This window comes from Dermacoccus sp. NHGro5, assembly GCF_017565385.1.
Taxonomy (GTDB): Bacteria; Actinomycetota; Actinomycetes; order Actinomycetales; family Dermatophilaceae; genus Dermacoccus; species Dermacoccus nishinomiyaensis.
The window spans coordinates 209,562-231,886 of the sequence record NZ_JAGEKQ010000004.1 but is presented as its reverse complement, the minus strand read 5'-3'; the positions used below and the strand labels follow the sequence as shown (position 1 = coordinate 231,886).

Below are 22,325 nucleotides of genomic sequence, written 5' to 3'. Positions count from 1 at the left end.
GAGGCAGGTTGCTACTCGCCATCGCGTGAGTTACCCGCCATCCTGCTCGGCGCTCGCTGATTCGTCATCGCCTCGGCTCGTCGCCGAGTTGCCTCCCGGAAGATGGTTGGCCGGCAGGGGGCCTCGGTCGAAGTCCGATGTGAGCCACCTCTCGAGTGATTCGTCGGGGAAGGTTGGCGGTGACCGGCCGGTGACGGCGGGGTCTGCCGCGGCGGAGGTGATCCGGTCGAGGCGGAAAACGCGCCAGTCGCGACGGTGCAGGTCATGGCGGAGGAGGTACCAGCGGCCCTCGCGGATGAAGCAGATGAGCGGATGCACCTGTCGATCGCAGACACGGCCGTCGCCGTCGGAATGGCGAAGTGCACGATGCCACGTTGGGCGGCTGTGTCAACGAGCAGACCGTGCAGGCGCGCGTCGACAGGCTCGAGCCCACTCGTCAGCACGTTGGTCGCCGTCGCGGTCGCGACGGCTCGTCGACGCAGCGACCCCGGCAGCAGGCGTTCGAGCTTGGCGCGCACGACTGTGGCGTCCGTCGCCCCGGCGGTGTCTCCTTCGAGACCTGCCCCCTCGAGCACGAGCAGGGCCGTGACGAGGGTGGACACCTCGTCGGCGTCGAGTACGAGGGGCGGGATCGTGACGCCCGAGTCCAGGCGGTAGCCGCCGCCGGGACCGGGCGTGACCGCACGCTGTAACCGAGGCTGCGCAAGCTAGCGACACCGCGTCGGACGGATCGCGGCCCCGTGGCAAGACGCATGGCGAGATCAGCCACGGAGCACCATCGGCCCGTCTGGAGCAGACCCAACGATTCGAGGGTACGCGACGAAGGACTCGTGACGGGCTTGTGGGACATGCGTTCATTGTCGTGCGAGATGAGGACCGGAACCGTCTGCATCTGGTCCTAGCGTCATTCCACGAGGGCGCGGGCACACCGCCGCTCAGGAAAGGGTGATCGATGCGCATCGCCATCACGACACCCAATGGAAACGTGGGTCGCCACCTGATTCGTATGCTCGTCCGAGTCGGGGTACGGCCCGTGCTCTTGGCACGGCATCCCGCGCAGATCGCGCGGGAACTGCGCCCCCTCGTCGACATCGTCGAGGCGGATTCGCTGGACCGCGACGAGGTCGTCGCCGCGACTCGCGGGATTGATGCCGTGTACTGGGTGAATCCGAGCCCGATGACCGCTGATCCGCTCGCTGAGCATGCTCGGGCGAGCGAGGCAATCGTGGGTGCCGTCCGCGCGAACGGCATCAGGCGCGTCGTGTTCCACAGCAGCGTGGGGGCAGAGAAGCGCCACTGTGTGGGAGGGATCGACGGCCTTGCCGCGACGGAGTTGTCGCTCGACGCGCTCGACGTCGACGTCACGCACCTGCGGTGCGGTTATTTCTTCTCCAACTTCACCCGGCACCTGGCGGCGATCCGCCAGGGCGAAATCGACACGGTGCTCCGGGTTGATCACGCATTCAGCTGGGTGGCGCCGCGTGACGTCGCCGAGATGGCGGCACTCTGCCTCCTTGACGAGGGGTGGCAGGCGCGTCATGTCCGAGCGGTTCACGGGTCGCGGGATCTCTCGTGGCGCGACGTCACGCGCATTCTCTTCGACCACGTGGGAAATGCGGTGGCGGCGCGCCAGATCAGCGATGCGGCGTGATGTCCCGCTACCTGGGGCCGGGCTCGCCCGTGGTCTCGCGCAGGCGTTACTGGGGATGAGCACCGGAATCCGCGATGATTTCCGTCCCGAGCAGGGGCGGACCCCCGCCACCACGACGCCGACGCAGCTCGCGGGCTGGGTGTACGACGAGCTGCTGCCGATCATGGGTGCGTGACGATCGGGTTGGGCAGTCGCGTTTGAGGATCAGCGTTGGAAGCGCCGCCGGCGCCCGCGCGGGCGTGGTCAGTGAGAGCCGGCTCAATGGATCTTTCATGTGACGGAGCCTACCCCTATTCGAACATGTGTGCGATAATTGGGTCATGGAAACGCTAGAGATGACGGACGCGGCGAACATCGTCGCGCGTCTCTCTGAGCTGCCCGGTGAGGCTGTCCTGGCCGTTTGGGGCGAGCTGACGACGCGGGTCGCAGAGGAGGTTCTCACCGATCCGGCATCGCTCGTTCCGCTCACCGATGGAGGCGCGAGCCTGGACGGTCGGTTGGACGCCCTGATGAGTCACCGTCGCCACCTTGAACGCGCTGCGGCGCTCACACAACGTGTTGCACGCAGCGCCGAAGCGGTCACGCACATGCTGGCCTCCGAACACCATGACAGTGTGCGTCGCCACGACGTCCTCAGCGGCGAGGCGATGGGTGAGGGCGCGTCCGACGATTCTCGGGCCTACGACGTCGAGGCCGGCGAGTTCGCGGCCTCAGCGCTCGGCGGCGCACTCGGGCTGACGGCGCCCGCCGCCCGGGCGATGGCGGCGGGGGCTTCGACGCTGCGTGCGCGCCATCCCGGCCTGCTGGCGGCCTCGGCACGCGGAGACGGCTCCGTGCGGGTGGCGGCGATGCTGGCGGGGGAGCTCGCGCACCTCGAGGCGGACGCTGCGCGCTCCGTGGCACAGATGCTCATCGACAGCGGAGATCATCGACGCGCTCACCAGGCGGCGCGGCAGGCGTGCCGCAAGACCCTGCGTCGGCTCGGTCTCACTCGCCCTGCCGACGAGGTCGAGGTGGAGTCGACGCGCGGGGTGTGGTTCGAGCCGCACCTCGAGTTCGAGTCGCTGTGCACGATGACAGCCGTTCTCGACACCTACGACGCCACGGCCATCCAGGCCGTGATGGAGGAACGTGCGCGGCGCCTGCAGGAAAACTCTGCCCCCGGCGCTCGGCTTTTCGTCGGCGCAGCGCGGGCTGACGCGCTCACCGACCTCATCCTCGAGAACTGCACCGTGACGGCCACGCTGAACCTGCAGGTGCCGATCATCGCGCGACCTCCCGACCCGTCGAGATCCGCCGTCGCGGGGCTCCTCGACCCGCCGAGATCCACGGGCGTCCCGGACGCGGAGGACGTGTCCGACCTGCTTGACGCGAGGGTCCCTCGGCCCGCCATTGGAGTGCCGCCGGGTCATTCCCCGGCGTCGCCCGCAACGTCGTCGATGGTCCTGGGTGCCTGTGGCGTGCGCGGCGTCGGTGTTCTTTCTGCTGGCGTCGTCGCCCGCCTCGCCGCTACGGCTGGTGTGGGATTCACGGCGACGCTCGCGTCGCACCACGGGTGTGGTCGCATCACGACGCTGGCCACCACGACGGCTGCTCACCGCCCAAGTGTCGGCATCGCCAAGCTCGTGCGGGAGCGCGACGGCGTGTGCCGCTTCCCGTTCTGCGAAACGGCCGCCTCGCGGTGCGACCTCGACCACGTCATGCCGTTCGACCAGGGCGGGCCGACGAGCGCGACCAACCTGCAGGCGCTGTGTCGTCACCATCACCGCGCCAAGACCCACGGGGGCTTCCGCGTGAGGATGACGCCCGACGGCGTCTGCACGTGGCTGTCGCCCTCCGGTGCCCGCTGGGTCACCGAACCCGGCGGCATCACACACGCCGACGCCGTTCGCGCCGCCTGACGGCCCTCGCGGCCCTGCGGCCCCGGCTGCCTGCCGAACCCTGATCTCACGTGCTCCGCGCTCTCGGTGCGCCGCCGCTCAATCCTGGTCTGGCGAGGTCTGTGCCCGCTACCTACTGCTCGAACCTGGTCTGACGGCGCAGTCATTCCCCGGCCACAACCCGCGGCCCATTTCATGTCCCGGGCGCGTTCACTTTCCCGGGCGCAGCATCATCGACACGGCGGCACCACGCACGCCGGCGCCACACCTGTTCGCGCGGCCTGACGACTCGGTGACGCCCGCCTCCACCTCGCCAGTCGTGTCGGCGACACCGCGTCCGAACCCTCGCTCGGATGCCTGGGTGAGATCACGCTGAGGGAGAACTCCACCCGTTCATGCGACGTCAGCGTGGGATAAGGCCGCGCTGGATCCCCGCCGTCATCCGCCGTGCGCGGGTGCGGGGTCAGGCGCAGCTGCGTCCCCGTCGCGATCCGCGATGCGCGGGAGCGTGAGGTCAGGCGGCGTTGGGGCCCGCAGTGATCCGCGAGGTGCCAGCGCGAGACACCGCGACGGGTTGTCAGGGCCACTTGGCACAATGGCCCCCATGTCTTCGCCCGAGCCTTCATCGCCGCTCAGCCCTGACGTCGCGCAGCGCCTCAAGCGCGACGACGCGGGTCTCGTCGCCGCGATCATCCAGGACGACACGAACGGTGACGTGCTCATGCTCGGCTGGATGGACGACGAGGCGCTGCGCCGCACGCTGAGCGAGGGGCGCGTGACGTTCTGGTCGCGCAGCCGCGGCGAGTACTGGCGCAAGGGCGACACGTCGGGTCACGCGCAGTACGTGCGCAGCGTCGCTCTCGACTGCGACGGCGACGCGTTGCTCGTCCGCGTCGACCAGGTCGGCGCCGCATGCCACACCGGCGAACGCAGCTGCTTCTTCACCGACCTCGACGCCGCCGTCTGCAGTGATGGCGCGACCGTGTCCACCGGAACCGACGCTGACGCAGCTACCACGGCGCCCACCGGAACCGACGCTGCGGACGCAGCCACGACAACGTCAACCCCAACCGTCGCCGCAGACGTACCCGCCACCACGCCCACCCCCAGGAGCAACGCATGACTGCCGCAGCCGAGCCGGAGACGAGCCTCGCCGCCGACCTGACCTGGGGCGCGACGTGGCCAAGCGTCGAGTTGTTCGAGCACCTCGCGGGTGGGCGTCGCGTCATCCCCGTCGTGCGCAAGCTGCTCGCCGACGCGGAGACACCCATCGGCATCTACCGCAAGCTGGCGCGCGACGAGCCGGGCACGTTCCTGCTGGAATCGGCGGAGCACGGCGGCGTGTGGTCGCGCTACTCGTTCATCGGCGCCGCGAGCCGTGCGACGCTCACCGAGCGTGACGGCGACGTCGTCTGGCTCGGCGACGTGCCGACGGGGCTGCCGACGACAGGCCTGGCGGTCGATGCCCTACGCGCGTCCCTGCAGGCACTTCACACCGAACGCATCGCCGGCCTGCCGCCGCTGACGAGCGGTTTCGTCGGCGCGATCGGCTACGACGCGGTGCGTCGCTGGGAGAAGATCGGCGACCACGCCGACGACGTTCTCGCGATCCCCGAAGTCACGATGTTGCTCGCCACGGATCTCGCCGTCATGGACCATCAGGACGGCTCGCTCCTGCTCGTCGCCAATGCCGTCAACTTCGACGGCCTCGAACCCGGCGCGCGCGCCGCGTACGACGACGCCGTCGCCCGCCTCGACGCGATTCAGACCCGCCTCGCCGAACCGGCAGCTTCGACGGTGGCGATCCCGCACGAGCGCGCCCAGGACGTGCGCAGCAGCCACACGCGCGAGCAGTTCCACGACATGGTCGAGTCGTGCAAGGAGGACATCCGCGCGGGCGAGGCTTTCCAAATCGTCGTCAGCCAGCGATTCAGCGTCGACACGCACGCCGACGCGCTCGATGTCTACCGCGCCCTGCGCGCGAGCAACCCCAGCCCCTACATGTATCTGCTCCGCCTGCCGCACCCTGACGGCGGCGCGTACGACGTCGTCGGCAGCTCGCCGGAGGCGCTCGTCAAGGTGACAGGAGAACGCGTCATCACGCACCCGATCGCCGGTTCGCGCCCGCGCGGCAAGACCCCGGAACACGATCAGGAGCTCGCCGACGACCTGCTGGCCGACCCCAAGGAGCGCAGCGAGCACCTCATGCTCGTCGACCTGTCGCGCAACGACCTGCAGCGCGTCTGTCGCGCGGGAACCGTCGAGACGGTCGAGTTCATGAACATCCGCAACTACAGCCACGTCATCCACCTCGAGTCGACCGTCATCGGCGCACGCCGCGACGACGTCACCGCCTACGACGTGCTCGAGGCGACGTTCCCCGCGGGCACCCTCTCGGGCGCGCCGAAACCACGCGCGATGCAGATCATCGAATCGCGCGAGGGCACCCGTCGGGGCATCTACGGCGGCGTCATCGGCTACTTCGACCTCGCGGGCGACGCCGACGCCGCCATCGCCATCCGCACCGCCGTGCTCAAGGACGGTGTCGCGCACGTCCAGGCGGGCGCCGGCGTCGTCGCCGACTCGGTGCCGGAGAGCGAATACCAGGAGACGATCAACAAGGCCGCCGCGGCGTTGCGCGCCGTCGCGACCGCCGACGGCATGACGGGAATCGCATGAGCACCTTCACGACGAAACGCAGCGTCATCCTGCTCAGCCTCATCGCGGCCGTCCTCGCCGCGATCGTCTCGGGGCGCACGTGGATCAACGGCTCCCTCAACGATGGCGTCATCGCGAGCAGCAAGGTCGACGTCACGGGCAACCAGGCGGTGCCCGGCTACTTCGGCATCGCCCTCGTCGCCGTGGCCGGCGTCCTTGCCGCCGCGACGGCCGGCCGCATCGCGCGTTGGCCCGCCGCGCTCGTCTCGCTCATCGCCTCGGTCGCGCTGCTCGTCGTTACGCTGCTGACGCTGGGCGACCCGGCCTCGGCGGTCAAGACTCGGATGACGTCCGTCACCGGCCACAACGGTGAGGCCGTCGCGCGCGGCACGTTCACGCCATGGTTCTGGGCCGCGGTGTTCGCCGGCCTGCTCAGCGTCGCCGCGTCCCTGCTGGCGCTGCTCGGCGTGCGCCGCTGGGCGGGGCTGTCGAGCCGCTACGACGCGCCGACGGAGACCAAGGCGCCGACCACGCACGAGAGCGACTGGGATCTCATGAACCGCGGCATCGACCCGACGGACACCGAGACCGCCCCCGGCTCGCACGAGCCGGACGGGCCTGACACAATGATCCAGAACAGTTCATCAACGCGCGTGACGGAGACGTCGGCTGCGCAGCACGGCTCCAAGGAGAAATGACGATGTCCGGAGACAGCCCGTACCTCGACCACGGCCACAGCCCCGCCGCCTGGACGGGCGTCGGCATCTGCATGGTCGGTTCGCTCCTCATCGCGTTCGGCGTGTACTTCGGCAACGAACTGCTCGACATCATCGGCGCGGTCCTCGTCGTCGTCGGCGGCGTCGTCGGGTGGCTCATGGGCAAGGCGAACCGCCGCAGCGCTGCCGCGCACGGCTCGATGGACTCCGAGCGCAAGCCCGCCTGATCCGCGCCGCGGCCTGACGGGCCCGGCGCGCGCCGTGACCACACGCTGGAACCGGCGGCGCCGTGCCCTGTCACGCTGATTGGATTCGACCGTGACCACTGTTCTCGACTCGATCATCGCCGGGGTGCGAGACGACCTCGCCGAGCGCGTGCGCGCTCGCAGCCTCGCCGACGTCACGCGTGACGCCGACGCCGCACCGCCCGCACGCGACGCGCTCGCCGCGTTCCACGCCGCCCGCGAGGCGCGGCGCATCGCCGTCATCTCCGAGGTGAAGCGATCCAGCCCGAGCAAGGGCGCGCTCGCGCAGATCCCCGATCCGGCCGCGCTCGCCGCGCAGTACGCCGACGGGGGAGCGACCGCGATCTCGGTGCTCACCGAGCAGCGCCGGTTCGGCGGGTCGCTCTCCGATCTCGACGCCGTGCGCGCCGCCGTCGACATCCCGGTGCTGCGCAAGGACTTCATGGTCGAGCCGTACCAGTTCTTCGAGGCCCGCGCCCATGGCGCCGACCTCGTCCTCCTCATCGTCGCCGCCCTCGACGACGCACAGCTGCGCGACTTCGCGGCTCTCACGCGCGAACTCGGGATGACGGCGCTCGTCGAGGTCCACGACACCGCCGAAGCGGAACGGGCACTTGCCGTCGACGCGCAGCTGCTCGGCGTCAACGCCCGTAACCTCAAGACGCTCGACGTCCACCCCGAGGTGTTCGGCCCGATCGCCGCGACGCTGTCGGCGCACGTCGTCAAGGTCGCCGAGTCGGGCATCTCCGGGCCCGCCGATGCCGCCCGCTACGCCCGCGAGGGCGCACAGGCGCTGCTCATCGGCGAGGCACTCGTCAAGAACGGCGACCCCCAGCAGGGGCTTGCCGACATCATCACCGCGTGCGCGGACGCCACGAACGCGTCAGCCGTCGAAGGGACGCCCGCATGACCGACCCCACCCCGCTCGGCGAACCGCGCCACGACGGTCTCGCGCCGCACGGCCTCGGGCGCTTCGGCGACTACGGCGGACGCTACGTCCCCGAGGCCCTCGTCGCCGCGCTCGAAGAGCTCGACGAGCAACGCCAGAAGGCGATGGTGGACGATGAGTTTCGCCACGAACTCGCCGAACTGCACCGCACATACACGGGCCGTCCGAGCCCGATCACGGAGGTCAAGCGCTTCGCCGAGCACTGCGGCGGCGCGCGCGTCCTCCTCAAGCGCGAGGATCTCAACCACACCGGCTCGCACAAGATCAACAACGTCCTCGGCCAGGCGCTGCTGGCCAAGCGCATGGGCAAGACGCGCGTCATCGCGGAGACGGGTGCCGGCCAGCACGGCGTTGCCACCGCGACGGCCGCGGCGCTCATGGGCCTCGAGTGCGTCGTCTACATGGGCAAGGTCGACACCGAGCGTCAGGCCCTCAACGTCGCACGCATGCAGCTGCTCGGCGCAAGCGTCGTGCCCGTCGAGCACGGCAGCCAGACGCTCAAGGACGCCGTCAACGAGGCGTTCCGCGACTGGGTCGCCAACGTCGACACGACGCACTACGTGCTCGGCACGGTGACGGGCCCCTACCCGTTCCCCGAGATGGTGCGCGACTTCCACAAGCTCATCGGTGAGGAGGCCCGCGAGCAGATCCTCGCCGAGGCCGGGCGCCTGCCCGACGCAGTCTGCGCCTGCGTCGGCGGCGGCTCGAACGCGATGGGTATCTTTCACCGCTTCATCGGTGACGACGGCGTTCGCCTCGTCGGCCTCGAGGGCGGCGGCGAGGGCATCGCGAGCGGCAAGCATGCGTCGCGCTTCAGCGGCCAGGGCACGCCGGGCGTCCTGCACGGTGCGTACACCTACGTCATCCAGGACGAGGAGGGCCAGACGATCGAGACGCACTCGGTGTCCGCGGGCCTCGACTACCCGAGCGTCGGTCCGGAGCACAGCTACCTCAAGGACATCGGTCGCGCCGAGTACCACCCGATCACCGACGTCGAGGCGATGGAGGCGTTCCGGCTGCTGTCACAGACCGAGGGCATCCTGCCGGCCATCGAGTCGGCGCACGCCCTCGCGGGCGCGATGAAGGTCGGCGCCGAGCTGGGCGAGGACGGGCTGATCCTCGTCAGCCTCTCCGGGCGCGGCGACAAGGACGTGCACACCGCCGCCCGCTGGTTCGGGCTCATCGATGAAGACGAGACCGTCGTCCGCGGCGAGGACGAGGAGACGAAGCTGTGAGCACCCCCATCCCGCTGGACGCCGTCTTCGCCGCCACCCGTGACGAAGGACGCGCCGCCCTCGTCGGCTACCTTCCCGCAGGCTTCCCGAGCGTCGCGGATTCGATCCGCGCCGCGCAGGTCATGGTCGAGAACGGTTGCGACATCGTCGAGGTCGGCCTGCCGTACACCGATCCGCTCATGGACGGCCCCGTCATCCAGAGCGCCGCGACGCAGGCTCTCGCGGGCGGTGTGCACACCGCGGACGTCTTCCGCGTCGTGCGGGCCGTCACCGACGCCGGTGGCGCGGCCGTCGTCATGACGTACTGGAACCCGGTGCTGCGCTACGGCATCCGCCGTTTCGCGGAGGAGTTGAAGGCCGCCGGGGGAGCCGGCCTCATCACCCCCGACCTCGTGCCCGACGAGGCCGACGAGTGGATCGCCGTCGCCGACGAGCTCGGCCTCGCGAAGATCTTCCTCGTCGCGCCCAGTTCGACGCCCGCCCGCGTCGCGGCGACGACGGCGAACTGCTCGGGCTTCGTCTACGCGGCGTCCGTCATGGGCGTCACGGGTGCGCGCACGAGCGTCGGCGACGCCGCGAAGGGTCTCGTCGAGCGGACGAAGGCCGCCACCGACCTGCCCGTCTGCGTCGGCCTCGGCGTCTCGACGGCGGAACAGGCGCGCGAGATCGGCCGATACGCCGACGGTGTCATCGTCGGTTCCGCGCTCGTCAAGACGCTGCTCGACACCGACCCCGAACGCGGCCTGGCGGCCCTCGCCGAGGCCACGAAGGAACTGAGCGACGGAGTACGACGTTGAGCACCAGCATGGACACGAGCACGACCAAGCCCACCGCCGAGCGCTCGAACCGCTGGCCGTGGATCGCCCTCGTGCTGCGCCTCGTGCTCGCCGGCGTCTTCCTCTATGCAGGCCTGCCGAAGCTCACGCACCTCGACGCCTCGCGCCGCTCGGTGCGCGCATACGACCTGTTCTCCTACGACGTCGCGAACGTCATCGGCACGATCCTGCCGCTGGCGGAGGTGGCGCTCGGCGTCATCCTGCTCGTCGGCCTGTTCACCCGCTTCGCGGCGATCATCTCCGCGCTGCTGCTCGTCATCTTCATCGCGGGCATCGCCTCGGCGTGGGCGCGCGGCATCTCGATCGACTGTGGGTGCTTCTCCGAGGGCGGGGCGGTTGCCGCGAGCCAGACGAAGTATCCGCAGGAGATCGGCCGCGACATCGTCTTTCTCATCCTCGCCGGGCTGCTCGCCTGGCGCCCGCGCAGCCGCTTCAGCGCCGACGGGGCGCTGTGGGGCTGAACGATCTTCGTGACTCAACGCCCCCGCCATCTGTGAAAGGCTTCACCCATGCGACCTGATGCTTCCACCAAGCTGCAATCCGTGGCGCCCAAGCAGGGCCCCAGCAAGGGCTTGATCGCCGCGATCGTCGGCCTCGTGGCCGTCCTCGCGATCGCGGCCGTCGCCTTCCTCTCGCTCAACAAGAGCGATGACACCGACACCCCTGTCGCTGCCGGTGACACCCCGACGGGTGCACTCGCCAACGGCCAGGGCATGCCGGTGTTCGCCGACAAGGCCAAGGCCGACGCGAAGAAGGTCGACGTCTACTTCGACTACCAGTGCCCGTACTGCAAGCAGTTCGAGCAGGCCCAGGGAGCCAAGCTCCTGGACATGGCGAAGGCCGGTGACGTCAAGCTGACGTACCACGTCAAGACCTTCCTCGATGAGAACCTGCCCGGCGACAGCTCTGCCCGAGCCGCGAACGCCGCGTTCTGCACCGCCACCGCCGGAAAGTTCTCCGACTTCACGACGAAGGTGTTCGAGAACCAGCCCAAGGAGGGCGTCGGCTACACGAACGAGACGCTCATCAAGCTCGCGAAGGAGGTGGGCGTCAAGGGCTCGTCCTATGAGAAGTGCGTCAACGACAACCGGTACTCGGCGTACGTCAAGAAGACCGAGTCCGAGACCAACAAGGCCGGGGTCAACTCCACGCCGGTCGTCAAGATCAACGGCAAGGACGTCGACAACGCCGACATGGCCGGCATGATGAACATCGAGAACTCGACGCCCACCACGATCGACAAGGTGCTGGCCAAGTTCTGATGCTGACGGAGATTCCTTCACCGACCGAAGGGGTGCTGTGGCTGGGCCCGGTGCCCCTTCGGGCGTATGCGATCTGCATCCTGGCGGGCGTCGTCATCGCGACGATGATCACCGGGCGGCGCCTCGAAGGGCGCGGCTACTCGCGTGACGCGGCCGTCGACGTCGCCCTGTGGATCGTGCCGTTCGGCATCGTCGGGGGGCGGCTGTACCACGTCATCACGACGCCGCAACCGTACTTCGGCGAGGGCGGGCACCCGCTCGACGCGTTCAAGGTGTGGGAGGGCGGCCTCGGCATCTGGGGCGCCGTCGTCCTGGGCGCCGTCGGCGCCTGGTTGGGCGCGCGCAAGGCGGGCGTCCCGTTCCCGGTGCTCGCCGACTGCGTCGCCCCCGCGCTGCCGCTCGCGCAGGCGATCGGCCGGTTCGGCAACTATTTCAACAACGAGTTGTACGGTCGCGCGACGAACGTGCCGTGGGCCCTCGAGATCCACCAGTGGGACATGAACAAGGGGCGTTCGGTCGTCGACTCGACCGGTGCCCCCGTCGTCCTCGGCACGTTCCACCCGACGTTCCTCTACGAGGCGATCTGGTGCATGCTCATCGCCCTCGTCATCTGGCGCCTGTCGGATTCGGGGCGGCTGCGCCAGGGGCAGGCGTTCGCGCTGTACGTCATGCTGTACCCGCTAGGCCGCATCGTCGTCGAGTTGATGCGCAGCGACTTCGCGAACCGCATCCTCGGTGTGCGCGTCAACGTGTGGGTGTGCGGCATCGTCTTCCTGCTCGGCCTCGCGATCTTCATCGCGCGCCGGCGTGCGTCCGCCGACCCACGGGCGGCGCACCAGCTCGAGCCGGATGCCCACGGTGCACACGATGCGGACACCACGGCCGACGAGGCCTCCTGAGCTGTATCGTCAGCTGAGACGCGCTCGTCCACGTGGTGAGCGCGCATGAACATTCGATAGAATGCATAAAACCCGCAGGCCAATGCCGTCCCGCGGTGGTTTCGACCCGACCCGATGCCTCGTGCGCCCTGCGCTCGGGCGTCCCGACGACGAACAGGACGGTGAGTCATGTCTGCTCATGCTTTCTCCGCCCAGCCCGCTGCCCAGGGGTTGTACGACCCCACGTTCGAGCATGACGCCTGTGGTGTCGCGCTCGTCGCGACGATGCGGGGCCACGCCGGCCACGACATCGTCGACGCGGCGCTGCTGGCCCTGACCAACCTCGACCACCGCGGTGCCACGGGCGCCGACCCGCTCGTCGGCGACGGCGCCGGCATCCTCACGCAGATCCCCGACGCGTTCCTGCGCGAGGTCGTCGACTTCGAGCTGCCCGCGAAGGGCTCCTACGCCGTCGGCATCGCGTTCCTGCCGCAGGACGCCGACGGCCAGTGGCACGTCGGCGAGGGCTTCGACCGCATCGCCGACGAGGAAGGCCTCGTCGTCCTCGGCTGGCGTGACGTCCCCGTCAACCCCGACGTCGTCGGTGAGTCGGCGCGCGGCACGATGCCGGTCTTCCGCGAGGTGTTCGTCGCGGCGAAGGACGGCGACGCCTCGGGCCTCGAACTCGACCGTCTCGCGTTCTGTGCGCGCAAGCGCGCCGAGAACGAGCTCGACGTCTACATCGCGTCGCTGTCGGCGCGCACCATGGTCCACAAGGGCATGCTGACGACGGCGCAGCTCGAGCAGTTCTACCCCGACCTGTCGGACGAGCGGTTCGAGACGGCGCTGGCCCTCGTGCACAGCCGGTTCTCGACGAACACGTTCCCGAGCTGGCCGCTCGCGCACCCGTTCCGCTTCATCGCGCACAACGGTGAGATCAACACGGTGCGCGGCAACCGCAACTGGATGAGCGCACGCGAGTCGCAGTTGCGCAGCGACATCATCCCCGGCGACCTGTCTCGCCTGCTGCCGATCTGCACCCCGAACGCGTCCGACTCGGCGACGTTCGACGAGGCCCTCGAACTGCTGCACCTGTCGGGTCGCAGCCTGCCGCACTCGGTGCTCATGATGATCCCCGAGGCGTGGGAGAACCACGCGACGATGGACCCGGCGCGTCGCGCGTTCTACGAGTACCACGCCGCGTTCATGGAGCCGTGGGACGGCCCCGCGTGCGTGACGTTCACCGACGGTTCGCTCATCGGCGCCGTCCTCGACCGCAACGGCCTGCGTCCCGGGCGTTACTCGGTGACGAAGGACGGCCTCGTCGTCCTCGCCTCCGAGGCGGGTGTGCTCGGCCTCGCGCCGGAGGACGTCGTCGAGCGTGGGCGCCTGCAGCCGGGCAAGATGTTCCTCATCGACACCGAGGCCGGGCGCATCATCCCGGACGAGGAGATCAAGGGCGAACTCGCCACGGCGAAGCCGTATCAGGAGTGGCTCGACTCGGGCATCGTCAAGGTCGGCGACCTGCCGGATCGTGAGCACATCACCCATTCGTTCAGCTCGGTCACGCGCCGTCAGCAGACGTTCGGCTACACGAACGAGGAGCTGAAGATCCTGCTGACGCCGATGGCGTCGACGGGCGCCGAGGCGCTCGGTTCGATGGGCACCGACACGCCCGTCGCCGTCCTCAGCTCGCGCCCACGCCTGCTGTTCGACTACTTCACGCAGCTGTTCGCGCAGGTGACGAACCCGCCGCTCGACGCGATCCGCGAGGAGCTCGTCACGAGCCTCGGCACGACGATGGGTCCGGAGGGCAACCTGCTCACCGACGGCCCCGAGCACGTCAAGCAGGTCGAGTTCGGCTTCCCCGTCATCGACAACGACGAGCTCGCGAAGATCGTCCACATCAACGCCGACGGCGACCGCGCCGGCTTCGCGGCGTACGTCATCCGCGGCACGTACCGCGTCGACGGTGGTGCGAGCGCGCTCAAGGCGCGCCTGCAGGGCATCTTCGCCGAGGTCGACCAGGCGATCGCCGACGGTCACCGCTTCGTCGTCCTGTCCGATCGTGACTCGAACGCCGAGTTCGCGCCGATCCCGTCGCTGCTGCTGACGGCGGCGGTGCACCACCACCTCATCCGTCAGAAGACGCGTCTGCAGGTCGGGCTCGTCGTCGAGGCCGGCGATGTGCGCGAGGTCCACCACGTCGCGCTGCTCGTCGGCTACGGCGCGGCGCTCGTCAACCCGTACCTCGCGATGGAGTCCGTCGAGCAGCTCGCCCATGAGGGTGCGCTCGGTGACACGACGCCCGAGCAGGCCGTCAAGAACCTCATCAAGGCGCTCGGCAAGGGCCTGCTCAAGGTCATGTCGAAGATGGGCATCTCGACCGTCGCCTCCTACCGCGGCGCGCAGGTGTTCGAGGCGCTCGGCCTCAGCCAGGAGGTCGTCGACGAGTACTTCACCGCGACGACGTCGCGTCTCGGCGGCATCGGTCTCGACGTCATCGCGGCCGAGGTCGCGGCGCGTCACGCGAAGGCCTACCCGAGCGACGGCCAGGGCCCCGCGCATCGCGAGCTCGAGGTCGGTGGCGAGTACAAGTGGCGCCGCGAGGGTGCACCGCACCTGTTCAACCCGACGACGGTGTTCCGCCTCCAGCACTCGACGCGCGCGCGTCGTTACGACATCTTCAAGCAGTACACGCAGGCCGTCGACGACCAGTCGGCAGAGCTCATGACGCTGCGCGGGCTCTTCAAGTTCGCCTCCGACCGTCCGTCGATCTCGATCGACGAGGTGGAGCCGGCGAGCGCCATCGTCAAGCGCTTCTCGACGGGCGCGATGTCGTACGGCTCGATCTCGAAGGAGGCACACGAGACGCTCGCGATCGCGATGAACCGCCTGGGCGCGAAGTCGAACACCGGAGAGGGCGGCGAGGACGTCGATCGCCTGCTCGACCCGAAGCGTCGTTCGGCGATCAAGCAGGTCGCCTCGGGTCGCTTCGGCGTGACGTCGCTGTACCTGACGGAGGCCGACGACATCCAGATCAAGATGGCGCAGGGCGCGAAGCCCGGCGAGGGCGGTCAGCTGCCCGGGCCGAAGGTGTACCCGTGGGTGGCGCGCACGCGTCACGCGACGCCCGGCGTGGGTCTCATCTCGCCGCCGCCGCACCACGACATCTACTCGATCGAGGATCTCGCGCAGCTCATCCACGACCTGAAGAACGCGAACCCGAGCGCGCGCATCCACGTCAAGCTCGTCTCCGAGGTCGGCGTCGGCACCGTCGCCGCGGGTGTCTCGAAGGCCCACGCGGACGTCGTGCTCATCTCCGGCCACGACGGCGGCACGGGAGCCTCACCGCTGACCTCGCTCAAGCACGCCGGTGGGCCGTGGGAGCTCGGCCTCGCCGAAGCGCAGCAGACGCTGTTGCTCAACGGCCTGCGCGACCGCATCGTCGTGCAGACCGACGGCCAGCTCAAGACGGGCCGTGACGTCGTCATCGCCGCGCTGCTCGGCGCGGAGGAGTTCGGTTTCGCAACCGCGCCCCTCGTCGTCAGCGGCTGCATCATGATGCGCGTGTGTCACCTCGACACCTGCCCGGTCGGCATCGCGACGCAGAACCCGGAGCTGCGCGAGCGTTTCAGCGGCAAGCCGGAGTTCGTCGAGACGTTCTTCGAGTACATCGCCGAGGAGGTGCGCGAGATCCTCGCCGAGCTCGGTTTCCGTTCGATCGAGGAGGCCGTCGGGCACGTCGAGGCGCTCGACACAGACGAGGCCGTCGAGCACTGGAAGGCCAGTGGTCTCGACCTCGCGCCGATCTTCGCGAAAGCGGAGATGCCGTTCGGCGGTGAGCTGTTCAACACGCAGGGTCAGGATCACCACCTCGACGCTGCGCTCGACAACGAACTCATCGCGAAGGCGAAGGACGCCATCGAGCACAAGACGCCGGTCGCGTTCGAGACGAAGGTGTCGAACGTCAACCGCACCGTCGGCACGATGCTCGGCCACGAGTTGACCAAGCGCTACCTCGATGAATTGCTCCACGACGACTTCGTCGACATCACGCTGCGCGGTGCGGGCGGGCAGAGCTTCGGCGCCTTCATCCCGAAGGGCCTGACGCTGCGGCTCGTCGGCGAGGGCAACGACTACGTCGGCAAGGGCCTGTCGGGTGGGCGCATCATCATCCGTCCCGACACCGAGACGGCCCTCGTCGCCGAGGAGAACGCCATCGCGGGCAACGTCATCGGTTATGGCGCGACCAGCGGTGAGATCTTCCTGCGCGGCAAGGTCGGCGAACGCTTCTGCGTCCGCAACTCGGGAGCGACGGCCGTCGTCGAGGGCGTGGGCGATCACGGCTGCGAGTACATGACCGGTGGTCGCGTGCTCATCCTCGGCGCGACCGGACGCAACTTCGCGGCCGGCATGTCGGGCGGTGAGGCGTACGTCCTCGATCTCGACGCCGACCTTGTCAACCGCGAGCTCGTCGAGGTCACCGGTCTGCGCGCCGAGGACGAGGACGTCGTCAAGGAGCTGCTGACGAAGCACGCCGCCGAGACGGGTTCATCCGTCGCCGAGTCGTTGCTGAACGACTGGCCTTCGAGCCTCGTCCGTTTCTCGCTCGTCACGCCGCGTGAGTACCAGCGCGTGCTGAGCATCCGCAAGGACGCCGAAGGCATGGGCGTCGACCCCGACAGCGCCCAGGTGTGGGACAAGATCATGGAGGTGAGTTGACGTGGCTGACCCCCGCGGATTCCTCAAGACCCGGGAGCGCGAGCTGCCCGAACGTCGCCCCGTTCCCGTTCGCATCCGCGACTGGAAGGAGGTGTACGAGGAGCAGCAGCTCGGCACCGTGCAGCGTCAGGCCGGCCGATGCATGGACTGCGGCATCCCGTTCTGTCACTCGGGCTGCCCCCTCGGCAACCTCATCCCCGAGTGGAACGACCTGTCGTGGAAGGGTGAGTGGGAGGAGGCCATCGAGCGCCTCCACGCCACGAACAACTTCCCCGAGTTCACCGGACGCCTGTGCCCCGCGCCCTGCGAGACGGCGTGCGTGCTCGGCATCAGCCAGCCCGCCGTCACGATCAAGCAGGTCGAGAAGACGGTCGTCGAGGAGGGCTTCGAGCGTGGTTACGTCACGCCGCAGGTGCCGACGCGCCTGACGGGCAAGACGGTCGCCGTCGTCGGTTCGGGGCCCGCGGGCCTCGCCGCCGCGCAGCAGCTGACGCGCGCCGGGCACACCGTCGCCGTGTTCGAGCGCGACGACGCCCCCGGTGGCCTGATGCGCTACGGCATCCCCGAGTTCAAGATGGAGAAGGGCATCCTCGATCGTCGCATCGAGCAGATGAAGGCCGAGGGCACCCGTTTCCGCTGCAACACCGAGATCGGCGTGACGCTGACGGCGGAGCAGCTGCGCTCGCGCTACGACGCCGTCGTCCTCGCGATGGGCGCGACGGTGCGTCGCGACCTGCCGGTGCCGGGGCGCGAGCACACGGGCACGTACCAGGCGATGGAGTACCTGCCCCAGGCCAACCGCGTCGCGCTCGGCGGCGAGGTCGAGGGTCAGATCCTCGCGACCGGCAAGGACGTCGTCGTCATCGGTGGTGGCGACACCGGAGCCGACTGCATCGGTACGGCGCTGCGTCAGGGCGCGAAGTCGGTGACGAGCCTCGAGATCATGCCGCAGCCCGGCGAGGAGCGTCCGGCCAACCAGCCGTGGCCGACGTACCCGATGATCTTCCGCGTCGCCTCGGCGCACGAGGAGGGTGGCGAGCGCGTCTACTCCGCCTCGACGAAGGAGATCCTCGCGGACGACGACGGCAACGTCAGCGGTCTGAAGATCGTCGAGGTGAAGTTCGTCGACGGCAAGTTCGAGGAGGTCGAAGGCTCGGAGCGAGTCATCCCGGCGCAGCTCGTGCTGCTCGCGATGGGCTTCCTCGGCCCGCAGGGCGAGGGTCTGCTCGAGCAGCTCGGCGTCGACACCGACGAGCGCAGCAACGTGCAGCGCGACGCGAACTACATGTCGAGCGTGCCCGGCGTGTTCGTCGCCGGTGACTGTGGGCGCGGCCAGTCGCTCATCGTGTGGGCGATCGCCGAGGGCCGCAGCGCGGCGCGCGGCGTCGACATGTGGCTCATGGGTGACTCGACGTTGCCCGCGCCGATCAAGCCGACGGATCGTCCGCTGACGGTGTGATCGTCCGCATGTGTTGACGCCTGATCGCGCGTCGTGGAAGCCCCTGCCGCCCTCGTGGCGGCGGGGGTTTCCGCGTCGTCGCGGGCCTACCCGCGAGTACGGTGACGGGGGTCTCACCGGGCGAGATGGTCGACTGAGGGAACGCTCGCGCGGGCGATAGGGTTGGAAGCATGCGTCGCGCGAAAATTGTTGCCACCCTTGGCCCTGCTACCGACTCTGCCGAACGGACGCGTGAGCTCGTCGAGGCCGGCCTCGACGTCGCCCGCTTCAACCTCTCCCACGGTTCGTACGAGGAGCACCAGACCCGGTACGACCACGTCCGCGCCGCCGCTGCGGCGACGGGTCGCGCCGTCGGCGTCCTCGCCGACCTGCAGGGCCCGAAGATCCGCACCGCTCGTTTCTCCGCGGGCCCGGTCGACCTCGCGAAGGGCGACCGCTTCACCATCACGACCGAGGACGTCGACGGTGACTCCGAGCGCGTCGGCACGACGTACAAGGGCCTGCCGGGCGACGTCAACGTCGGCGACATGCTGCTCGTCGACGACGGCAAGGTCGCGCTGCGCGCGGTCGAGGTGACGGCCACGGACGTCGTGACCGAGGTGGTCGTGCCGGGCCGCGTGTCGAACAACAAGGGCATCAACCTGCCCGGTGTCGCGGTGAGCGTGCCCGCGCTCAGCGAGAAGGACGAGGCTGACCTGCGCTGGGCGTTGAAGGCCGGCGCCGACCTCATCGCGCTGTCGTTCGTGCGCGACGCCGCCGACATCACGCGCTGCCACGAGATCATGGACGAGGTGGGCATCCGTCGCCCCGTCATCGCGAAGATCGAGAAGCCGCAGGCGGTCGAGAACCTCATCGAGATCATCGAGGCGTTCGACGGCATCATGGTCGCGCGCGGTGACCTCGGCGTGGAACTGCCGCTCGAGGACGTGCCGATCGTGCAGAAGCGTGCCATCGAGCTCGCGCGCCGCGCGGCGAAGCCCGTCATCGTCGCGACGCAGGTGCTCGAGTCGATGATCGAGAATCCGCGCCCGACGCGCGCCGAGGCCTCCGACTGCGCCAACGCGGTGCTCGACGGCGCGGACGCCGTCATGCTGTCGGGGGAGACGTCGGTCGGTGCGTGGCCGATCGAGACGGTCAAGACGATGGCGCGCATCATCTCCTCGACGGAGGAGCACGGCCTCGAGCGCGTGCCCGACCTCGGCATCCAGCCGCACACGAAGGGCGGCGTCGTGACGAAGGCCGCCGTCGAGGTGGGGGAGACGCTCGGGTGCACGCACCTGGTCAACTTCACGACGACCGGCGACTCGGCGCAGCGCATGTCGCGTCTGCGTCCGCGCCTGCCGATCGTTGCGTTCACGCCGTCGGAGACAGTGCGTTCGCAGCTCGCGCTCGTGTGGGGCGTGCAGACGGAGTGCAGCCCGAAGGTCAAGCACACGGACGAGATGTCGATGCAGGTCGACGAGATCTTCCTCGGCGACGGTCGCTGCGTCGAGGGTGACCTCGTCGTCATCGCCGCCGGATCGCCTCCCGGCATCCCCGGTTCGACGAACGCGCTGCGCGTGCACAAGATCGGCGACGCGAAGAACCGCGTCGCGCCGGCCTACGAGGACCACGAGAAGGCCCGTAGCGCCGCCGCGCAGAACTGATCCTGCCTCAGTCCTTGATCGGCGCTGCTGCCCCCGCGCCCGGTGCGCGGGGGCAGCGCGCGTTCGGGTAAGGTGAGCGGGCACCAGCCGACGTGGTGGAATGGCAGACACGGAGCACTCAAAATGCTTTGCCGCAAGGCGTGGGGGTTCGAATCCCCCCGTCGGCACGCGCACAGGGCTCGACCGTCGAGGTCGAGCCCTTCGTCGTTCCGCGGCGGCGGCGCTAGGCTGGCGCGCATGCTCTCCAAGGACACGCAGCTGTGCATCTCGATGTCGGGGCGCCCGAGCAACATCGGCACGCGCTTCCACAACCGGCTCTATGACGAGCTGGGGCTCGACTTCGTCTACAAGGCGTTCTCGCCGGTTGATCTCGCGCAGGCCGTCGCCGGCATCAGGGGGCTGCCGATCCGGGGCGCGGCAGTGAGCATGCCGTTCAAGGAACAGGTCATCCCGATGCTCGACGCGCTCGACGAATCGGCGAAGGCCATCAACTCCGTCAACACGATCGTCAACGACGACGGCGTCCTCACCGGCTACAACACCGATTACGTCGCCGTCGCGTCGCTGCTGCAGACCCACGGCGTGCCGACCGACCTGCGCATCGCCGTGCGCGGCTCGGGCGGCATGGGCAAGGCCGTCGTCGCCGCCTGCCGCGACACCGGCTTCACGCACGGAACGGTCGTCGCGCGCAACGTCGAGGCGGGGGAGAAGCTCGCCGCGCAGTACGGCTGGGAGCACTCGCGCGATGTGCCGGAAGGCACCGACGTCCTCGTCAACGTCACGCCCCTCGGCATGGCCGGCGGCGAGGGCGAGGGGCAGTTGAGCTTCACCACCGACGAGATCGACGCGGCGACCTGGATCTTCGACGTCGTCGCGAGCCCGAGCGACACGCCGCTCGTCGTCGCCGCGCGGGAGCGGGGCAAGAACGTCATCACCGGCGCCGAGGTCATCGCGCTGCAGGCCGCCGAGCAGTTCGTCCTCTACACCGGCGTACGCCCCAGCGACGAGCAGATCCGTACCGCGTCCGAGTTCTCGCGCCAGGACGCGTAGGATTTTCGCCGTGAGTGAGACGAGCGACCAAGACCAGCGCCTGCGCGTCGTCGTGGCGGAGGACGAATCTCTCATCCGCCTCGACCTCGTCGAGATGCTCGATGCGGGCGGCTACGACGTCGTCGCCGCCGTCAGCGACGGGGAAGCGGCCGTGGCTGCGATCGCCGAGCACCGACCCGACCTCGCGCTGCTCGACGTCAAGATGCCCCGCAAGGATGGCATCAGCGCCGCCGAGGAGATCGGCGCCGACGGCCTCACCCCCGTCGTCCTCCTGACGGCGTTCAGCGACCGCCACCTCGTCGAACGCGCGAGCGACGCGGGCGTCATGGCCTACGTCGTCAAACCGTTCACCTGGAACGACCTCGGCCCGGCGCTCACCGTCGCGACCCGCCGATGGCGCGAGATGCGCGCCCTGCGTGACGAACTCGCGGCGATCAACGCCAAGCTCGAGACGCGCAAACAACTCGACCGGGCGAAGGGCATCCTCACCACCAAGCTCGGCCTCGACGAACCCGCGGCGTTCCGCTGGATCCAGAAGACCGCGATGGATCGTCGTCTGTCGATGCAGCAGGTCTGCGACGGCGTCATCGCCGAGTTCGGCGACGCCTGACGCGAGAAGGGTTGTGGAGGTTCGCGCGATGGGTATCGCGAGCCTCCACAACCCTTCGTCGCCAGAGGAGGCGTCTCAGCCCTTCGGCAGATCCCGCAGCATGCACGTGATGCGGGCGGTGCAGGTGCGGTTGCCCTCATCGTCGGTGATGACGACGTCGTACGCCGCGAGGGTGCGCCCGATCGACAGCGCCGTCGCGGTCGCCGTCACGATGCCGCTCCTCGCGGAACGGTGATGCGTCGCGTTGATGTCGAGCCCGACGGCGAATCGTCCCGGCCCGGCGGCCATGTTCGCGCCGATGGAGCCGACGCTCTCGGCGACAACGACGTTCGCGCCGCCGTGCAGCAACCCGAACGGCTGCGTGTTGCCCTCGACGGGCATGGTCGCGACGACACGCTCGGGGGAGGCCTCGAGCACGCGGATGCCCATGCGCTCGTCGAGCGTGCCGCGGCTCATCTGCGCGAGTTCGTCGAGCATCTGCTCCTGCGTCATCTCGGGCGCGTGGGTTGCGGTCTCGGGCGTGGG

19 protein-coding genes and 1 tRNA gene are annotated in these 22,325 nt (G+C 69.3%); 18 read left to right on the top strand and 2 right to left on the bottom strand.

Annotated elements, in window-relative coordinates; translation table 11 throughout:
• Positions 1-30 precede the first annotated feature (30 nt).
• Positions 31-318: a WYL domain-containing protein gene (locus J4Z35_RS14330; RefSeq protein ID WP_050786432.1), complete on the bottom strand. Its 288-nt coding sequence runs from the start codon at positions 316-318 to the stop codon at positions 31-33.
• A gap of 634 nt (positions 319-952) precedes the next feature.
• Between J4Z35_RS14330 and J4Z35_RS02040 the strand changes: the two genes are divergently transcribed.
• From J4Z35_RS02040 to J4Z35_RS01955, 18 genes are all read left to right on the top strand, one after another.
• Positions 953-1,651, top strand: a complete 699-nt coding sequence (locus tag J4Z35_RS02040) for an NAD(P)H-binding protein (protein ID WP_083603773.1) — start codon at positions 953-955, stop codon at positions 1,649-1,651.
• A gap of 320 nt (positions 1,652-1,971) precedes the next feature.
• Positions 1,972-3,552, top strand: coding sequence for an HNH endonuclease signature motif containing protein (locus J4Z35_RS02035; RefSeq protein ID WP_082740820.1), 1,581 nt, complete (start codon positions 1,972-1,974; stop codon positions 3,550-3,552).
• 574 nt (positions 3,553-4,126) lie between these two features.
• Positions 4,127-4,654 carry a phosphoribosyl-AMP cyclohydrolase gene (gene hisI / locus J4Z35_RS14325; protein WP_279537361.1) on the top strand — a complete coding sequence of 176 codons (528 nt, stop codon included), beginning with the start codon at positions 4,127-4,129 and terminating at the stop codon, positions 4,652-4,654.
• Entirely contained in the window at positions 4,651-6,210 is a 1,560-nt protein-coding gene (locus J4Z35_RS02025; RefSeq protein WP_074039432.1) for an anthranilate synthase component I, read from the top strand. Before hisI ends, J4Z35_RS02025 begins: the two co-directional genes overlap by 4 nt.
• The gene (locus J4Z35_RS02020; RefSeq protein ID WP_006943802.1) at positions 6,207-6,887 is read left to right on the top strand and encodes a Trp biosynthesis-associated membrane protein; all 681 of its coding nucleotides are present in this window, start codon (positions 6,207-6,209) and stop codon (positions 6,885-6,887) included. Before J4Z35_RS02025 ends, J4Z35_RS02020 begins: the two co-directional genes overlap by 4 nt.
• 2 nt (positions 6,888-6,889) lie before the next feature.
• A complete protein-coding gene (locus tag J4Z35_RS02015; RefSeq protein WP_074039567.1) occupies positions 6,890-7,132 on the top strand; it encodes an HGxxPAAW family protein in 243 nt (80 codons plus the stop codon).
• 91 nt (positions 7,133-7,223) lie between these two features.
• Positions 7,224-8,060 (top strand): indole-3-glycerol phosphate synthase TrpC, encoded by an 837-nt coding sequence (trpC, locus tag J4Z35_RS02010; protein WP_074039565.1) that lies wholly within the window; start codon positions 7,224-7,226, stop codon positions 8,058-8,060.
• Positions 8,057-9,334, top strand: coding sequence for a tryptophan synthase subunit beta (trpB, locus tag J4Z35_RS02005; RefSeq protein WP_074039431.1), 1,278 nt, complete (start codon positions 8,057-8,059; stop codon positions 9,332-9,334). The genes trpC and trpB overlap by 4 nt, the downstream gene beginning before the upstream one ends.
• Complete coding sequence (trpA, locus tag J4Z35_RS02000; RefSeq protein ID WP_006943817.1) at positions 9,331-10,131, top strand: tryptophan synthase subunit alpha; 801 nt, start codon at positions 9,331-9,333, stop codon at positions 10,129-10,131. The genes trpB and trpA overlap by 4 nt, the downstream gene beginning before the upstream one ends.
• Positions 10,128-10,631, top strand: coding sequence for a MauE/DoxX family redox-associated membrane protein (locus tag J4Z35_RS01995; RefSeq protein ID WP_231729550.1), 504 nt, complete (start codon positions 10,128-10,130; stop codon positions 10,629-10,631). Before trpA ends, J4Z35_RS01995 begins: the two co-directional genes overlap by 4 nt.
• A gap of 81 nt (positions 10,632-10,712) precedes the next feature.
• Positions 10,713-11,432, top strand: a complete 720-nt coding sequence (locus J4Z35_RS01990; RefSeq protein ID WP_050786435.1) for a thioredoxin domain-containing protein — start codon at positions 10,713-10,715, stop codon at positions 11,430-11,432.
• Positions 11,432-12,331: a prolipoprotein diacylglyceryl transferase gene (gene lgt, locus J4Z35_RS01985; protein ID WP_006943814.1), complete on the top strand. Its 900-nt coding sequence runs from the start codon at positions 11,432-11,434 to the stop codon at positions 12,329-12,331. Before J4Z35_RS01990 ends, lgt begins: the two co-directional genes overlap by 1 nt.
• A 168-nt stretch (positions 12,332-12,499) precedes the next feature.
• The gene (gene gltB / locus J4Z35_RS01980; protein ID WP_074039430.1) at positions 12,500-17,035 is read left to right on the top strand and encodes a glutamate synthase large subunit; all 4,536 of its coding nucleotides are present in this window, start codon (positions 12,500-12,502) and stop codon (positions 17,033-17,035) included.
• A gap of 1 nt (position 17,036) precedes the next feature.
• Positions 17,037-18,494 (top strand): glutamate synthase subunit beta, encoded by a 1,458-nt coding sequence (locus J4Z35_RS01975; RefSeq protein WP_006943774.1) that lies wholly within the window; start codon positions 17,037-17,039, stop codon positions 18,492-18,494.
• A gap of 170 nt (positions 18,495-18,664) precedes the next feature.
• A complete protein-coding gene (pyk, locus tag J4Z35_RS01970; protein ID WP_006943809.1) occupies positions 18,665-20,140 on the top strand; it encodes a pyruvate kinase in 1,476 nt (491 codons plus the stop codon).
• Positions 20,141-20,226: 86 nt separating this feature from the next.
• A tRNA-Leu gene (locus J4Z35_RS01965) sits at positions 20,227-20,307 on the top strand.
• A 70-nt stretch (positions 20,308-20,377) separates the two neighbouring features.
• Entirely contained in the window at positions 20,378-21,190 is an 813-nt protein-coding gene (locus J4Z35_RS01960; protein ID WP_006943807.1) for a shikimate 5-dehydrogenase, read from the top strand.
• 10 nt (positions 21,191-21,200) lie between these two features.
• Positions 21,201-21,800 carry a response regulator gene (locus J4Z35_RS01955; protein WP_006943731.1) on the top strand — a complete coding sequence of 200 codons (600 nt, stop codon included), beginning with the start codon at positions 21,201-21,203 and terminating at the stop codon, positions 21,798-21,800.
• Positions 21,801-21,875: 75 nt separating this feature from the next.
• Here the strand turns inward: J4Z35_RS01955 and J4Z35_RS01950 are convergent, their stop codons facing one another.
• Positions 21,876-22,292, bottom strand: coding sequence for a PaaI family thioesterase (locus J4Z35_RS01950; RefSeq protein WP_040014309.1), 417 nt, complete (start codon positions 22,290-22,292; stop codon positions 21,876-21,878).
• Positions 22,293-22,325: the final 33 nt, after the last annotated feature.

What these genes read in the sequence shown, in the direction of transcription:
- hisI (WP_279537361.1), top strand. Translation starts at nt 4,127, where the DNA reads ATGGCCCCCATGTCTTCGCCCGAGCCTTCATCGCCGCTCAGCCCTGAC.
- J4Z35_RS02040 (WP_083603773.1), top strand. Translation starts at nt 953, where the DNA reads ATGCGCATCGCCATCACGACACCCAATGGAAACGTGGGTCGCCACCTG.
- pyk (WP_006943809.1), top strand. Translation starts at nt 18,665, where the DNA reads ATGCGTCGCGCGAAAATTGTTGCCACCCTTGGCCCTGCTACCGACTCT.
- J4Z35_RS02015 (WP_074039567.1), top strand. Translation starts at nt 6,890, where the DNA reads ATGTCCGGAGACAGCCCGTACCTCGACCACGGCCACAGCCCCGCCGCC.
- J4Z35_RS02025 (WP_074039432.1), top strand. Translation starts at nt 4,651, where the DNA reads ATGACTGCCGCAGCCGAGCCGGAGACGAGCCTCGCCGCCGACCTGACC.
- J4Z35_RS02020 (WP_006943802.1), top strand. Translation starts at nt 6,207, where the DNA reads ATGAGCACCTTCACGACGAAACGCAGCGTCATCCTGCTCAGCCTCATC.
- J4Z35_RS02035 (WP_082740820.1), top strand. Translation starts at nt 1,972, where the DNA reads ATGGAAACGCTAGAGATGACGGACGCGGCGAACATCGTCGCGCGTCTC.
- J4Z35_RS01960 (WP_006943807.1), top strand. Translation starts at nt 20,378, where the DNA reads ATGCTCTCCAAGGACACGCAGCTGTGCATCTCGATGTCGGGGCGCCCG.
- trpB (WP_074039431.1), top strand. Translation starts at nt 8,057, where the DNA reads ATGACCGACCCCACCCCGCTCGGCGAACCGCGCCACGACGGTCTCGCG.
- lgt (WP_006943814.1), top strand. Translation starts at nt 11,432, where the DNA reads ATGCTGACGGAGATTCCTTCACCGACCGAAGGGGTGCTGTGGCTGGGC.
- gltB (WP_074039430.1), top strand. Translation starts at nt 12,500, where the DNA reads ATGTCTGCTCATGCTTTCTCCGCCCAGCCCGCTGCCCAGGGGTTGTAC.
- J4Z35_RS01950 (WP_040014309.1), bottom strand. Translation starts at nt 22,292, where the DNA reads ATGACGCAGGAGCAGATGCTCGACGAACTCGCGCAGATGAGCCGCGGC.